We start from the raw sequence: 16,942 nt of genomic DNA on the forward strand, positions 1-16,942 counted from the left end.
ACTTGGCTGCATTCGAAGATACCAATGGTTACAGGATCATCCGTCAATGGATGGATGATAAAGGGAATTACCCATTCAAATTCCAGGTGGATACCTGGAAAAAATTCGGCAATGGATACAGCGGAATGGTGATCGCCCCAACCGGTTTCGGAAAAACATTTTCTGTATTCTTAGCGCTCGTCAGTGATTTCTTAAGCCATCCCGAACAGTACGGCAAAGGCCTGAAGATGATCTGGGTCACTCCTCTGCGTTCACTGGCGAAAGATATTGCCAAAGCGATGCAGGAAGCAATGGATGAAATCGGCCTGGACTGGGTCGTCGGTGTACGAAACGGCGATACAGATCCTAAAGTACGTCAGCAGCAGGTGAAAAGCATGCCTGAAATCCTTGTGGTAACCCCGGAAAGCCTTCATTTACTGCTGGCACAGAAGAACCATGAACGGTTTTTCACCGATCTGAACTGTATCGCTGTCGATGAATGGCATGAACTCTTAGGATCCAAACGCGGAGTAATGATTGAACTGGGGATTGCCCAGCTGAAAAAATACGTCAGAAACCTTAAGATCTGGGGGATCACGGCTACCATAGGCAATCTGGATGAAGCGATGGAAGTCCTTATTCCTTATGACATAAAAAAAGTAAAAATTACAGCCAAGGAACATAAGAAGATCGATATCCTGCCGGTCTTCCCGGATGAAATAGAAATCCTTCCCTGGGCAGGGCACCTCGGTGCCAAGATGGCGGATAAAATCGTTCCGATCATCCTGAACTCACAATCTACCATTGTATTTACCAATACCCGGAGCCAGAGCGAAATGTGGTACCAGCTGCTGCTGGATGCTTACCCGGATTTTGCCGGGCAGCTCGCCATCCACCACAGTTCCATCGATGCGCACCTGCGGATCTGGATCGAGGAAAACCTCAGCAATGGAAAGCTGAAAGCGGTTGTTTCCACTTCATCCCTGGATCTTGGTATCGACTTTAAACCGGTAGACACGGTAATCCAGATCGGATCCTCCAAAGGTGTGGCTAGGTTCCTTCAGCGAGCCGGGCGGAGCGGTCACTCCCCTTTTGAAACGTCACGGATCTACTGTGTTCCTACCCATTCCCTAGAACTGATTGAAGTAGCCGCCCTGAAAGAAGCGGTAAAACAGAAAGTGATCGAACCGAGGGAACCTCAGGTACTGTGCTTTGATGTGCTCGTTCAGTTCCTCATGACACTAGCCGTAGGAGACGGCTTTAAGCCTGATGAAGTCTATCACAGGGTGAAAGAAACCTTTGCCTTCCGGGATATGAATGACGAGGAATGGAAGGGCATGCTCGACTTCCTGACGATTGGCGGGAGCGTCCTTAAAAGCTACGAGGAATTCCACAAAGTTGTGATTACGGATGAAGGATTGTATAAAGTAACATCCCGGAAAATCGCCATGCTCCACCGGATGAATATGGGAGTGATTGTCAGCGATGCCATGCTGAAAGTTAAATTTATTTCCGGCGGCTACATCGGGATGATTGAGGAATACTTTATTTCGAGGCTGAAAAAAGATGAAAAGTTCATCCTTGCCGGGCGCACACTCGAAGTAGCCATGATCAAGGACATGACGGTATTTGTGCGCGCCACCAGCGGAAAAGCCCTGGTTCCAAGTTACCTGGGCGGAAGGCTGCCTTTAAGTTCCAACCTGAGTGTATTCCTGAGGGAAAAACTGTCCGGAGCATTGAATCCCAAAGCTTCCGAAAAGGAGCTGAAATTCCTGCATCCTTTACTCGCAAAACAGGAAGAGCGCTCCCATATTCCTAAAGATGATGAATTTCTGGTGGAACTGATTAAAAACCGGGAAGGCTATCACCTGTTCATGTATCCTTTTGAAGGACGACTGGTACATGAAGTGATGGCTGCGCTTATTGCCTACCGCATTTCCAAACTTGCACCGATCTCATTTTCCATGGCGATGAATGATTACGGATTCGAGCTTTTCAGTGACAAGGAAATCCCGTTGAATGAAGATAACCTCCATAAGATATTGACCCGGGAAAATCTGATGACCGATGTGATCTCCAGCATCAATGCCGCTGAAATGGCCCGCCGGAAATTCCGGGATATTGCCGTAATTTCAGGAATGGTCATTCAGAATTATGCAGGGAAACAACGCTCGAATAAATCGCTGCAAAGTTCCGCCGGCCTGATTTTTAAAGTGCTTGAAGATCATGACCCGAACCATTTCCTGGTGCGGCAGGCCTACACGGAAGTGTTTAATATCCAGCTTCAGGAACCCAGGCTTGTAGAGGCTTTCAAGCGGATTGAACATTCGAGGGTCATCCTTAAACAGGCCAAAACATTTACACCGCTCAGCTTTCCGATCAAAATTGATAGCTTACGGCAGACTTTATCCAGTGAAGGCCTGGACGCAAGGATCCAGCGTTTGCTGAAACAGGCCAACAGAAGCGGATAATAAAAACCATCAACGAATTAAACCTGTCCTTCAAAAGATCCAGATACATGAAATCAATGGAGCACTTCTTTTGAATGTTCCGGTGAATGTTTAATTTTGCACATCCCTTAATGGCTGAAATGCGGACACGAAACAGATTGAAGCCGGCCGTTGAAGCTTACATTATGAATATCGCAACCAAACCTATATCCATCCAGCAACAGACTTTTATACTCACCAATCAGCGTGCAGCCTTCTGGCCGGGACAAAAGGCACTGATCCTTTCGGACCTGCATATCGGGAAAACCGCCCATTTCAGGAAAAACGGCATTGCCCTCTCCGACCAGGTAATGAAAAAGGATCTTGATCGTCTTTCGCAGCTGATCAGCCACTTCCGGCCGGAGAAATTCATTGTTGTAGGAGACCTGCTGCATGCAGGCGACAACTCAGATGTAGACCAGTTCTGTGCCTGGAAGGAACAGTATCCTGAGGTCTGCTTCTACCTGGTGGAAGGGAACCATGACAGGATCTCCAGATCGCTTGAGCAGAAGCTGTGTCTCGAATTTAAACAAAACAGTTTAGACCTCGATGACTTTACTTTTCTCCATGATTTCAAAAAAGGACATCCTAAATTTCAGATTACGGGGCATATCCATCCTGGTATTGTGCTCAATTCCAGAGTAAGAAGATTCAGGCTGCCGTGTTTTGCGCTGACGCCCCATCAGCTGCTGCTTCCTGCCTTCAGTGAATTTACAGGGCTGGACACATTGAATACGCCTAAGAAAGGTACCTTTTTTGTTTTTACGGATTCAGAAATCCATGAAGTTTAAAGGATGTAATTTAGTGCAGCCAGGTTTTATTGATGACCTGTAATTTCGTTAATGCATTCAGGCATCTTCTGATACAGGTCCTGTATTTGACTTTCATTAAAATTAATCGTTCCTTTGTCAACATCTTATCCAGCCATTATGAAAAAATCTGAAACAACCCGTCTGATGATTCTCCGCAAAGCTTTTGAGCTGATCTATATCCACGGCTATCAGACGACCAGTGTGGATGAAATTATTGCCACCACGCAGGTTACCAAAGGAGCCTTTTATTATCATTTCAAAACCAAGGATGAAATGGGACTGGCTATCATTAATGAGCTGATGAAACCTACCATGGCCTCCGCTTTTATTGAGCCATTAAGCGGTGGAGGCCATCCGCTGGATATCATTTATGACCTGATGCATGCCCTGCTGATGGATAATGAAAATTTAAAGGTGGAATACGGCTGCCCTGCCTCCAATATCACTCAGGAAATGGCTCCCTGGAATACTGAGTTTACAAAGTCGCTGAACAGCCTTTCCAGGCAGTGGGAAGAAGCCATGATAGAAGCCATTGAGAGCGGCAAACAAAAAGGACTGCTTAAAGCCGGAACAGATGCCAGGGAAGTGGCGGTTTTTGTGATATCAGGCTATTGGGGAGTCAGAAATCTGGGTAAACTGGAAAATTCCAAGAATGTGTATCTTATTTATTTAAAGGGACTTCAATCGTACCTCAGTTCATTAAGATAATTTTTTTCATTAAAAACATACTAATTAGTATGTTTTTAATTTACCTTTGCTGCATGATAAATTTTCAGATCATGTATCAGACGCTTACATTTTTACATTCCATCGTCCGATGGTTGGTTTTAGTCAGTCTGGTGTATGCTTTATTCAGGGCATACCGCGGTTATTTTTCCAACAGGCAATATTCAGCAGCGGATGATTCGGTACGCCACTGGACGGCAACCATTGCCCACATCCAGCTTATTCTGGGAATCCTTCTGTATTCCAGGAGCCCCATTATTTCTTATTTCTGGAAAAACTTCCATACGGCCAGGGCGGATTTCGAGCTTCTGTTCTTCGGGTTGATCCATATTTCACTGATGCTCATATCTATCATTATCGTAACCATTGGATCAGCACTTGCGAAACGTAAAGAAACGAGCCGGGAAAAGTTTAAAATCATGCTGATCTGGTATGGCATCGCATTACTGATTATTTTCATAGCCATCCCATGGCCATTCTCCCCTCTTGCAAACAGACCTTATTTAAGATAATTATGACTGATCTATTAAAAACCAAGACCGGAAGGCTGAGAATTCTCGCCCTGTTGGAAGGCATTTCCTTATTGATCCTGCTGTTCGTTGCCGTTCCTTTTAAGTATTTTTTGCACCGGCCTGACTTTGTCAGTATTATGGGGCCTATCCACGGTACCCTTTTTCTTCTTTTCCTTTTTAATACACTGAGTGTGGGTGTGGAGCAGCGATGGAAATTCAGAGAAACAACCTGGAAAGTTATTCTTGCCTGTTTTATTCCTTTCGGGACTTTTTATATTGACCATAAAATCCTGAGCAGGGTATGAAAGGAGTATTTATTTTTTGCGGAATACTCATCGCAGTGTATACAGCATACAAGATTTACCGGTACCAGACTCTTGATGACGGATTGGATAAAAAGCTGCGGAACGGAGCGGTAATCCTGGATGTACGGACAGAGAAAGAATATCACACCGGACATATCAGCGGCTCACTGAATATTTCTTTAGGCACGATACGGGAAAGGTATACGGAACTGGATCCCAATACCACGTATATTACCGTATGTTCCCACGGACTGCGCAGTGTGAAGGCAGAAAAAATACTGAAAGAAAAAGGATTTAAAAAGGTGTACAACGGCGGTGCCTGGACTGACCTCCGGCACAGCCTGAAACTGAATTAAATATCGGAAAGGTGATCAAGCCTTTCCGATCCTGATGGCTGCAAGATGAAAAATTATGATTTACTTTCCAGGATGGACCCAAAAGCAGCTATTCCTGAAATTATGAGAATTCAATTCTGATCTTCTTCCGGTTTCAGCCAAATTACTTTCTGTTCAGGCTTGTGTTCCATACCGATGATCTCCCGGTACAGATCCGGCCTTCTGGCTTTAAGATAGCGGTAGCCTCCTGCCTGAGTCAGTTTTTCAGGATTGAGTACTGCGGTAACAAAGCTGTCTTCAAAGGAACGGCACTCTGCGAGGATGTCCCCAAAAGGATCAATGATCATCGAACAGCCGTTTTTAAGCTGGTCATCATCCATGCCGACAGGATTTGAAAATACCACATAGATACCGTTGTCGTAAGCGCGGGCAGGCAGCCACTTTATCAGCCAGTCCCTGCCCTTCATCCCGTCAAATTCCAGGCGTAAAGATGTTGGATCTGTTTCACGGTTTTTCCAGAGCAAAGGATCAACAAAGCCGGCTCCGGGCCTGGAAGAAGGCGTACACATCGTTACATGCGGCATAAAAATTAGGTCTGCGCCCAGAAGTCTTGTGGCGCGGACATTTTCGATGATATTATTATCATAACATATTAAAATTCCGCACTTCCATCCGTGGATTTCAAAGATGCAGTATTCAGTCCCTGCAGTGAGGTAAGGATTGATGAAAGGATGCAGCTTCCTGTATCTGGCTACCAGCCCGTTCTGATCTACACAGACGTAAGCTTTGAACAGGTTATACTGTTCATCTTTTTCAAAAAGGCCCGCGAGTATGGTAATATTGAATCTGGCAGCAATTTCCTGTAGCCTCCGCAGGCTTTTTCCTTCCGGAATGGTTTCAGCTAGATCCAGCATCTGTTTCCTGCTGAGCTTTCTGGCAAATGTATAACCGGTTACAGAACATTCATGAAAGGCAATCACTTGTGCGCCTTTTGCAGCAGCCTCACCGCTCAGTTTCTCAATAACTGAGAGGTTATAGGCTTTATCGCCGCTCCTGTTTTCAAACTGTGCCGTAGCAATTTTAAGATTGACCATTTTTTTAGGTAAAACTAAATGATCCCGAACTTAAAAAATTGTAAAAAACCGACATGCCGTTTTAATCTTTTTACCAGAATTTTAAAATAATCAGATGCTACCTTATGGTACTTTCCGCATCACCTGGAATCTTCACCAGTCTACAATCTCAATGCAGCTCGATAAAGTTGACGGCCAGTTTGTTTTTTGTTTTTATATACTGTGTAGGCGTTAATCCGGTGATGCTTTTACAATCCCTGATCAGATGGGACTGATCAAAATATCCTGCTGAATAGCAAAGTTCTGCCATGTTTTGTTCAGGCGCTTTATTTTTGGCCAGGCTTAAAAAATGATGAAGCCTTATGATTGAATTGTACTTTCGGGGAGCTATTCCGATATGGTTTTGAAAGGTTCTTTCAATATGGCGTTCGGAATACCCTGAAAAATGTTCCAGCATTCTCAGCGATGCCATTCCTTTATTCAGGAGCATATATTGCTGGAGTTGTATTACCCACAGATCAGCATTGTTTTTTGAAGCAATTAAATGGGTAAAAAAACTGTTGAGTCCGGAAATTAACATCCGGGGAGCCGATTTTCTGTCCATAGCTTCCTGGAACGGAGCCAGCCGGTCTTGTATAATGTCTTCTGCGGGAATGATCTCATTTCTGATTTCTTTCGCGGCAATACCGAAAAGGAGATTGAAAAAGTAAGGCTGGAAAACCACGGCCAGCAGGGAAAAGGGACCCTCTGTACCAAGATTTTTATAGGACGTGGGCTGTCCGTAAAAAAATGATAACGGCAGGAAATTCCCTTCAGCATCATGCATGTGCATATCGGCAGAGATGATCATCCCCGTGTTTCCGTCAGCAAATAACCGCAGGTTTCTATTGTTCTTCTGGGAGTTTTCCAGAAAAATATAGTGTTTGATGAACCCGGCTAAATGCTTTGGCGGAGAAATCTGCATAGCCAAAATTAAGTAAAATACACAATAAGCCGGCTTATTCTTTTTTGAACTAACTGTAATTTTTTAGCGGGTATATTTTTCTTTAAGAATTACAACTTTTATGGGACCGATTACCCTTTTCTACCTGAAAGAAATTTTTTACTTCGTATTTAGCGGTAACAACGTACAAGCTTAAGATTTCGCATACATAAGAATGTCCCGGTTTTGCCGGGGTATTTTTTGTTGATACTACTGGATTTAATTTATCTAATGAAAAATACATCCGTAAAATCCCGGATGCATTTACCGTGAAAATCCGGATACCTTACTAGGAAATTAATTGTTATATTTGTGCCGAAAATTTTAACAATACATAGCGTAAGCTATCGTGTAGGATAAGGAAAACTGCGAATCTTCTAACGCCCGAACTCGATAGACTTACGCCCGTGCTTACGATATGGGTGCGGGCTAAGTCATTCTGGGCGTAAGGTTCTTCGCAGTACCTCCTTGTCGGTTTGTATTTAGTCCCGCACCTTCTGCTATTTCGGAACCAGGAAAACAGTGAACTTAAAAGTATTGTAATATTCTATTTTTAAGAGTATGACTGTTTTATGATAGAATAAAAGTAAACTGGAACAGTGCTTATTGTGTATATAGATCTGAATTAATACGAAATAAATTTTAATACGACATAGTTTCTCGCTTTATGATAGTAGCTTTGCGTCAGACCGATAAGTCAAAGAAAACGAAATGATTCTAAAGGTTCCATTAGAAATAAAACTAGAAAATAGGTTTAAAGATAGAAATTTAATAACGATGAAAACTGTTTGAAATTTATATGGCTTAAGGGTTCCCGTATTTTAATTAATAGAACTCTTTTTAATTTGCAAATGAAATGAAAAATAAAATGTAAATATAACATGAGAAAACTTTACACAAGTGCAATTTACTTATCTGCATTCCTGGGAGTACCTGCTCAGACTGTACTTTGGCAGAAAGACATTAAATCTTCCTCACAGGATTTCCTGTCCCAGGTAACCACCACCATTGACCAGCAGTACTTAATTACCGGAAGTTCCATTCAGTCCAGAAAGCTTTCTGGGGAAAGCAATCAAAACCTGGGCTACGACTATCACCTGATAAAACTTAACCAGTCAGGAGAACAGGTTTGGGAAAAATATTTCTCAGGACAAAACCATGATTTTCTTTCGGCTACGGTGAATACCCAGGAAGGAGGATTCCTTCTGGCAGGGACGAGTTTTTCAGGCAAAGGCTTAGATAAGAAGGATGATTCTAAAGGTGGATCAGACATTTGGTTGGTTCGGATCAATGAGTTTGGAGACGAAGTCTGGCAAAGGACTTTAGGCACTTCTTCGGATGAAGAAGCCAGGTCGGTGATCCAGACCACGGACTTAGGCTTTTTTGTGGCCGGGAATATCCATAACTCAGAAAAAGGCTATGGTTCCAAAGATGCCTGGATCATCAGGCTGGATAAAAACGGTAAGGAAATCTCCCAGTTGATCTTAGGCGGCAGAGGCCTGGATGAGGTGGAAAAGATGATCCCGACAAAAGACGGCGGTGCCTTATTAGGGATATACTCCAGAAGTGGAAAGGCTAATATAAATGATGATCGATCATTGATAAATGATAAAATCACTCATCAATCATCACTCATCAATTATGCTAAGTCGGTTGAAAACTACGGTGAAGGTGACTATTGGATTGTCAAGCTGTCTAAAGAAGGCAAGGTCGAGTGGGAAAAGAATTTTGGTGGCAAAGGTGACGATCATTTAAGAACCCTTGCACTAACTTCCACCGGCTATCTGATTGGCGGGGAATCCAGATCGGAAAGATCAGGGAATAAGATGGTAGGCATAGAAGAAGGGACTGATATATGGCTTATCGCGTTAAATGAGAAAGGAGAAGAAAGCTGGCAGAAGTCCTACAGCTTTAAGAACCGGGATGTGCTGATGGGGATGAGTGTGGTGAGTAAGGTTAAGAGCCAAGAGTCAGGAGCCAAGAACCAGGATGGGCAGGATACTACTAAAGGGATTTTATTAGGTGGTTATACGCAGGCAGAAGGAAGGATAGAATCTGATGATGAAAAATTCTGGATGCTGTACTTAGATCAGAATGGTAATGAGCAGTGGCGCAAGCATGTGAAGGGAGAATCTAACAAGAAAGAAGAACGGCTATCAGATATTAAGCTGAACCGTGACGGCTCCATTATCCTGGCCGGAACCAGCGCAGAGGAATTGGGTAAGGAAAACTGGAAGATCGTGAAGCTTGGCGACAGCCATATCGACCAGCTGATCGAGAAGCAGGACATTAAGATCTACCCGAACCCGGTGAGTGATTATGCGTACGTTGAGTTAGGGTTTGAGGGTCACAGAGCGGGAGTGTCTGAGGCTGAGATCAGCGTGTATGATATGGGGGGAAGGCAGCTGCAGAGCATCAGGACGAAGACTCCGGTGACTAAAATTAATACCCAGGCCTTGGTGCAGGGCGCTTACCTGGTGAGCGTAAAGACCAGCGATAACAAAACAGCAAGTGCTAAACTGATTAAAAAATAAACTGAGATGAAGAAAATAACAATACTGTTTTTAACTTTGTTATTAACTATAACAAACGCTCAAAATCAACCAGCTTCGAAATCAATTATACAAAATGCAGTAAATAATACCGCTGTAATATCTCCTAATGCTGCGGCATTATTCAGATATAGTGAAACTCCTGTTTCATTATACACAGGGGTTCCTAATATTACAATTCCCATCTATACAATTAAAGAAGGTGATATTGAAGTTCCAATTTCAATTTCTTACCATGCAGGAGGTATAAAGGTAAATGATGAAGCTTCTTCAGTAGGTTTAGGTTGGTCCTTAAATGCTGGTGGTAGAGTTTCTCATATCGTAGCTGGAGCAAATGATTTTAATATGTATGGCTATTATAACATTTTTCCTAAAAGTGCTTCAGGATATGTAGGATCGATACTAGGTTGTCCAATAACAACTTGGAATAATAGTTCTCAAACAAATTCTTTTTATACCAATGACTTTAACTCAAATAATGCTAATTCAGGGATTTATACTGGAATGGATTTCCAACCAGATTTGTTTCTGATAAACCTTCCTAATAAAACGCATAAAGCATATTTAGATATGTCAAAAACAGTTAAAACCGACTATCCTAAATTTGCTATAGCTGAACAAGATAATATTGATTTTAAATTACTTCCTACTGGAGGAAATTCCTTATACAGACCGGGTAATAGTGGCAATTATAATTTTAAAGTAACTGATGAAAAAGGAATACTTTATTCTTTTGATGGTATAAGAGAAGTCAGTTCTTCAGCAACGGGAAATTATGGAGGTGTCACAGGAGTGTCTAAATATCTAACAAAAATTATAGATCCTGCAGGTAAACAAGTTAGTTTTTATTATACACCAGTTTTACGAAGTGACCGATTAGCAGGGTGTAAAAATACTAGAGCAGCTGTAAGTTATTCAACTGACTTTCCTGGAAGTGTAACTGGAATAAAGGAAAATGGTTTGACTCGTTGTAATAAAGAATCAATAGATGAAAGTTTTATTGAAAGAATTGAATTTTCTAATAGAAAGATAGAATTTTATTGGTCTAATAGGGATGATGTCAATAATTCAAAAAAGTTATCAGCAATCAAAATTTATAATAATTATAGATTAATTAAACAATATGATTTTAATTATTCTTATTTTGTTGCAACAGATAATCTTGATACTAGTTCATTAGTAAATTGGTTAAATTCGAATCCCCTGATTGGGTGGTCTGGTGCAACAAGTAAGATCTTCACCCATAGGCTTAAACTATTAGGTGTGACTGAATCCTTATCAAATGAAAAATATACATTTGATTATAATACCACATATAACCTACCAAATAAATTAAGTTATTCAAGTGACTTTTGGGGTTATTATAATGGACAAAATAACAGCGATACCTTTATACCTGACCCAAACAAATATTTAAAAGGACAAAATATTTTTAATGTAAATTCATTTAATAATGATCAATCTGGTTACTGGTATAGTGAAACAGGACCAGCACCAGGGTCAAACGTATATGATAGTGATCAAACATATGTAAATTTTTCATCTGATGGTAAACATTATCTATCAGATAGAAGAGCATCATTGGCTTCCTTAGCAAATATTTTAACTAGTATTTCATATCCAACCGGAGGCAGAACAGAGTTTGAATATGAGCTTAATACATTTTCTAATTTTCCACTACAATCTTTATTAGATTCTAATTTACCAGGTATATTAAAGGAATACAGTTATGGTGGTGGAGTGAGAATAAAGAAAATAAAGTCAACGGAGAAAGTCGGATCAACGCCTATAATTAAAAATTATGTATACGATGAAATCTCTGAAAATGGCACAAAAATAATTTCAAATGGAAATTTGGCTGAACTTCCCAGATTTTATGAAATAGAAAATAGGTGCTATAAAAAAAGTGACTATTTGATAGCGAGTATGGGACAAGTTCACGATGCTTATACTCAGTTTACTTCTCAGCCAAACTGTATATTTTTTAAAGAGATGTTTAAACTATCAATTTATGAAGGATCACCATCTTCTGGTGTGTCCACCCTACCTCAAGGAAGTCATGTAGGTTATTCTAAAGTTATAGAAGAAGTTTCAGGGAAAGGAAAAACTGAAACATATTTTACAAATAATTATAACCAAACGTGTTTAAGTATGAAGCCTAGAGGAAGTTATTTAAATATTGGGAATGGTGATGTCAAAATTCAACGTTATTACGATAATAATAATAGATTAATAAAAGAGTTAACATATAATTATAAATTAAATTACCCTGATAATTTAAATACATATTTTATAAATGCAGCCATTATAGAACCACTAACATCGTTCGTTTCAGGTTCATTGGGAACAGCTTATGGTAATAATACTATTTATAGTGGAAATTTTCGGATTGACGAGCCTGTTCCTGGATTAATTCATAATTATAGTATTAATCTTTATAAATCTTTATTAGAGACAACAACAACGAAAGAATATTATCCAGCAGGATCCAATAATTTTGTAGAAACAAAAACTTCGACGACCTATAATAATAAGTACCAGCCAAAAGTGCAGAAGATTATTCATTCTGATAATTCATATACTGAAACCGCTTACAATTATGCCCAAGAAAAAGGAAACCAATTATTGACGGATAAAAATATGGTTGGGATCCCGTTAGAAACAATTATAAGCAAAACGGATAATGGAGTTACAAAGACTTTGTCAAAAACAGAAATAATTTATCCAACTTCTTTACCCGATGCTTAAACCGGCGATTCTGCATTACCAAAATCTGTTGCAACCTTAAATCTTATAGACAATTCAATTTCGGCGGAAGTTACTTTGGACAGATATGATATCAAAGGAAATTTAATTCAGTATACAACTAAAGATAGCAATATTCCTGTTTCTGTTGTCTGGGGATATAATTATACATTACCTATAGCAAAAATCGAGGGTGTACAATATGATAATATTGGAATGTATGTGAATGACATTATATCTTTATCAAATGCAGATGCTTTAAATCCGAACAAAGAGCAGGAATTACTAAATGCGGAGGATAATTTGAGAAAGAATGCTAATTTGGTAAATTATCAGATTACGACTTATACATATGACCCTTTGATTGGCGTAACAAGTGTAACACCTCCTTCTGGCATTAAAGAGTATTATAGATACGATACTACCAACAGATTAGAGAAAATTGTAGATGCCAATAACAATATACTTAAAGAATTTAAATACAGATATGCAACTGCTTCACCGATAACCTACTTTAATACTGAAAAAAAACAGACTTTTACAAGGACAAACTGCTCAAGTAATCAAGTAGGAGGCACTTATACGTATACTGTTCCTGCAGGAACATACACTTCAGATATAAGTCAACTGGCAGCAGATCAAAAAGCTTTGGACGATATTAATAATAACGGACAAAATATAACCAACCAGAATGGATCATGCAGTACAAATGTTTCCTGCCCATTTACTTTTTCATCAGTGGTATCCGGTGCTCAGTACAAGTATAATAATATTTCAACTTTAAATAACAATGTGAATTTTAATGTTACTTTCTCACCCTATGGAATCTGGCAGAACTGGTCAAGCGGAGTGAGTATTGGTACGATTAACGGTGATTGCAAACCTGCAGTCAACAAGGAAATTGTATATTCTGAACAAAGCAATAACAGGCAATGGAAAGTCTTTATTAACGCAAACGGTAATTGTACTGTTATGTTAATCTCTGGAAACTTAGATGGCTCCTCTAGCAATCCTGTCGCATTCAATTTTCAATATCAAAAGTAAAAACCAAATCATGAAAAAAATACTCATTCCGGTAGGAGCACTTCTTATCTCAGGGCTCTATCATGCACAAATTAGTTCTTCGGAAAATTATATACAAAGCCGGACCTATTTAGAACCCGTTTCTTCAAGTAGTTCCACAGCTAGGCAAATCGAGACCGTCCAGTACTTTGACGGTCTTGGAAGGCCAAAACAGGTCGTGAATGTCAAGGCCTCTCCCTCAGGGAAAGATTTAGTGACCCCCATTCCCTATGACGGGTTTGGAAGGCAGGCAGACTCCTTTCTCCCTGTTCCCATGGCTACCCAGAACGGAGGCATCCAGTCAGGAGTGGAAGTCTCGGCCCAGGGCTATTATAACGATAGCTTTCCGTTTACGCATAAAAACCTGGAGAACTCCCCATTGGACCGGGTACTCTCCCAGGTCCAGCCCGGCTCGGACTGGCAGAATCATCCGGTCAGCTTCCGGTATGACGCCAATGCAGCAGGAGAAGTAAAAAAATATGCAACCACCACCACTACGGTAAATAATGCCACTTCTTCTTCCTTGAGTTCTTCCGGTACTTATGGAGCCAGCCAGCTGTATAAAAACACCGTAACCGATGAAGACGGCAATATAACCACAGAGTTTAAAAACGGACAGGGCCAGACCGTACTGGTCAGGAAAGTACTGAGTGCCACAGAAAATGCTGATACGTATTATGTGTACAATGAATATAATCAGCTGGCATTTGTGATACCTCCCCTGGCTTCTGTGGGCTCAGCTTTAGATCAAAGCACTCTGGATAACTTATGTTACCAATACCGTTATGACGGCAGGAACCGTCTGGTAGAAAAAAAGCTTCCTGGGAAAGGCTGGGAGTATCTGGTCTACGATAAAGCAGACCGGCTTATTTTCACCCAGGATGCTGTGATGCGTCCTACGGCCAAATGGCTGTTTACCAAATATGATACTTTTGGGAGAGCTATTATCACCGGGATTGTTCAGGGAGGAAGCAGGCTCGAGATGCAGGATATGATCGTGGGTGTGGTTACGGAAAACCGTGACAATACAGGTTTTGCCAAAAGTGACGGGATGCAGATCTATTACACCAACGGGCACTTCCCTTACTTTGATAAGGCATTTTCCATTAATTATTACGATACCTATCCTGCGGGTTCTCCTATAACGACTTCCCAGGTGCTGGGCCAGGCTCTACTTCCCCAGGCAGGACCGGGCGTAGCAGTAAGTACCAAAAGCCTTCCTTTAGCGTCTTATCTAAAAAATATAGAAGATGACAACTGGACCAAGAATTATACAGGCTATGATATGAAAGGAAGACCGGTCATTACTTATTCCATTAATCATTTAGGCGGTTATACCCACACGGAATCCCTGCTTGATTTTGCAGGGATTCCTCAGCAAACCATTACCAAACATAAAAGATTATCTACGGATACGGAGCGGGTCATTACCGAGACCTTCCAGTATGACAGCCAGAACAGGCTTCTGGTCCATAAGCATAAAGTGGATAATAATCCTGAGGAAATCCTGGCGCAGAATACCTACAATGAGCTTTCACAGCTAACCAATAAGAAAGTAGGCGGCGTATCTGCTTCAAATCCGTTACAGAGCATAGATTATGCGTATAATATCCGCGGATGGATGACCAAGGTCAATGATCCGGATAACCTGGGAAGTGATCTGTTTGGGTATGCCATGAAATATAACAATCCTGAGAACACAAGCCTTTCAACCGGCAGGTTCAACGGGAATATTGCAGAGATCGACTGGAGAACCTCTACGGTAGCCAATGACAATAAAAGAAGGTACTCTTTTACGTATGATAAACTTAACAGGCTCCAGCAGGGCATTTACTCCGAACCGGGATCATCGGTGGTCAATAACAATAATTATAATGAACAGCTCACTTATGATTTGAATGGCAATATCCTTACCCTGAAAAGGTTCTCCAAACCTTATTCAGGCACAACCCCGGAGCTGATTGATGACCTGGTCTATAATTACACCGGGAACCGACTGGATAAGATCACCCTTCCTTCGGGAACGGTAAATAATGCTTCGGGATACAATGCCTTACAGAATGCCATTACCTATAATGCCAATGGCAGTATGGTCAACCAGCTGGATAAGAACATCGCTTCTATTGACTATAACCATTTAAATTTACCAAGGCTGTTTACTACAGGAAGCGGAAAGTTTAAACAGACTATCGCTTATACCTATAGGGCTGATGGTGTAAAAGTTGGAAAAAACGTAGGAGGAAGGCTTTTCTTCAGCACCACTACGGATTACCTGGATGGGTTCCAGTATCAGGTGTCATTGGTAGGCGATGGTCAGGATTCAAGTAATTTCCTTCAATTCTTTCCTACTTCGGAAGGCTATTTTGATTTCCAGCAAAATAAGTATATTTACAACTATACAGACCATTTGGGAAATGTACGATTGAGTTATTTCAATAATGGAAGTGGCACAGAAGTTCTTGAAGAGAATAATTATTATCCATTTGGTCTGAAGCACGGAGGATACAATGAATTGGCGGGAAACCCGTCATATCAGTATAAGTATAACGGAAAGGAGCTGCAAACAGAGACAGGAATGTACGATTATGGGGCAAGGATGTATATGCCGGATATTGGTAGATGGGGTGTGGTGGATCCTTTAAGTGAAAAATACCGAAGACATTCTACTTATAATTACGCTGTAAACAATCCAATAAGATTTATTGACCCCGATGGTCGTGGTGTAGAATGGTTTGGTAAAGAAGCAGAGAAAAAAGCCCAGGCTCTTGAAAAAAAATTAGACAGTCAAATAGCAAAATTAGACAAGGGCAATGCTAGTGATAAAGCTGATAGAATTGCTGAATTAAATAAATCGAAATCTGACATTTCTGATATGAGAAATGATAAGAACACAGAATATAAATTTAGCGAAGCAGGTGGAAAATCTGATGAAAATAGTATCAAAGGAACATATAATACTAAACAAACGAGCGATGGTGTTGTGACAATGTTCGTTGGAAATGATACGGCATTAACTCTTCACGAAGTAAAACACGGAGGACAAAACGCAAGAGGTGAATACAATGTTGGAACAGGTCAAGGTTATGGTGTTAATGATGAAGTTGCTGCATACAAAGCGCAATATTCGTATGATGGAAAATTTATTTATAACTCACATAATATTAAAGACCAAGGAAATGTTTTAAATCAAACTTTGTTTAAAAACGGAATATTTCCAACGACTTCTGTTTCCAATGTTAATAATGTTAATGCTAATATGGTTAATGATATTGGCGTACCCGCTCAATCACCACGCATTCCTGGATTTATTGGGGTTATTCCATTATATCCGCCTGAAGGAATAACGGAAGAACAATTTAATTCAAATTAA

12 protein-coding genes are annotated in these 16,942 nt (G+C 40.7%); 10 read left to right on the top strand and 2 right to left on the bottom strand.

Going from position 1 to position 16,942, the window contains the following annotated elements:
* Positions 1-2: 2 nt before the first annotated feature.
* The 6 genes from CGB83_RS02045 (at position 3) to CGB83_RS02070 (ending at position 5,179) form a co-directional block, all read left to right on the top strand.
* A complete protein-coding gene (locus CGB83_RS02045) occupies positions 3-2,450 on the top strand; it encodes a ligase-associated DNA damage response DEXH box helicase (protein ID WP_100074280.1) in 2,448 nt (815 codons plus the stop codon).
* Between the two features lie 119 nt (positions 2,451-2,569).
* Positions 2,570-3,259, top strand: coding sequence for a ligase-associated DNA damage response endonuclease PdeM (pdeM, locus tag CGB83_RS02050; RefSeq protein ID WP_172954672.1), 690 nt, complete (start codon positions 2,570-2,572; stop codon positions 3,257-3,259).
* Positions 3,260-3,397: 138 nt separating this feature from the next.
* Positions 3,398-3,988, top strand: coding sequence for a TetR/AcrR family transcriptional regulator (locus tag CGB83_RS02055; RefSeq protein WP_100074282.1), 591 nt, complete (start codon positions 3,398-3,400; stop codon positions 3,986-3,988).
* A 71-nt stretch (positions 3,989-4,059) separates the two neighbouring features.
* Entirely contained in the window at positions 4,060-4,518 is a 459-nt protein-coding gene (locus CGB83_RS02060) for a hypothetical protein (RefSeq protein ID WP_100077458.1), read from the top strand.
* 2 nt (positions 4,519-4,520) lie between these two features.
* On the top strand, positions 4,521-4,823 hold the full coding sequence (locus CGB83_RS02065; RefSeq protein ID WP_100074283.1) for a DUF3817 domain-containing protein: 303 nt from the start codon (positions 4,521-4,523) through the stop codon (positions 4,821-4,823).
* A complete protein-coding gene (locus CGB83_RS02070; RefSeq protein WP_100074284.1) occupies positions 4,820-5,179 on the top strand; it encodes a rhodanese-like domain-containing protein in 360 nt (119 codons plus the stop codon). The genes CGB83_RS02065 and CGB83_RS02070 overlap by 4 nt, the downstream gene beginning before the upstream one ends.
* Before the next feature lie 110 nt (positions 5,180-5,289).
* Here CGB83_RS02070 and CGB83_RS02075 read toward each other — a convergent pair whose 3' ends face one another.
* Both CGB83_RS02075 and CGB83_RS02080 read right to left on the bottom strand, forming a co-directional pair.
* Complete coding sequence (locus CGB83_RS02075; protein WP_100074285.1) at positions 5,290-6,252, bottom strand: nitrilase family protein; 963 nt, start codon at positions 6,250-6,252, stop codon at positions 5,290-5,292.
* A 148-nt stretch (positions 6,253-6,400) separates the two neighbouring features.
* On the bottom strand, positions 6,401-7,195 hold the full coding sequence (locus tag CGB83_RS02080; RefSeq protein ID WP_100074286.1) for an AraC family transcriptional regulator: 795 nt from the start codon (positions 7,193-7,195) through the stop codon (positions 6,401-6,403).
* An 899-nt stretch (positions 7,196-8,094) separates the two neighbouring features.
* Here CGB83_RS02080 and CGB83_RS02085 point away from each other — a divergent pair.
* From CGB83_RS02085 to CGB83_RS02100, 4 genes are all read left to right on the top strand, one after another.
* Complete coding sequence (locus tag CGB83_RS02085) at positions 8,095-9,747, top strand: T9SS type A sorting domain-containing protein (RefSeq protein WP_100074287.1); 1,653 nt, start codon at positions 8,095-8,097, stop codon at positions 9,745-9,747.
* 6 nt (positions 9,748-9,753) lie between these two features.
* A complete protein-coding gene (locus CGB83_RS02090; protein WP_100074288.1) occupies positions 9,754-12,513 on the top strand; it encodes a hypothetical protein in 2,760 nt (919 codons plus the stop codon).
* Between the two features lie 75 nt (positions 12,514-12,588).
* Entirely contained in the window at positions 12,589-13,554 is a 966-nt protein-coding gene (locus tag CGB83_RS02095; protein WP_100074289.1) for a DUF5977 domain-containing protein, read from the top strand.
* Between the two features lie 10 nt (positions 13,555-13,564).
* Positions 13,565-16,942, top strand: a complete 3,378-nt coding sequence (locus CGB83_RS02100; protein ID WP_100074290.1) for a DUF6443 domain-containing protein — start codon at positions 13,565-13,567, stop codon at positions 16,940-16,942.

Source organism: Chryseobacterium camelliae (genome assembly GCF_002770595.1).
Classification (GTDB): Bacteria; Bacteroidota; Bacteroidia; order Flavobacteriales; family Weeksellaceae; genus Chryseobacterium; species Chryseobacterium camelliae.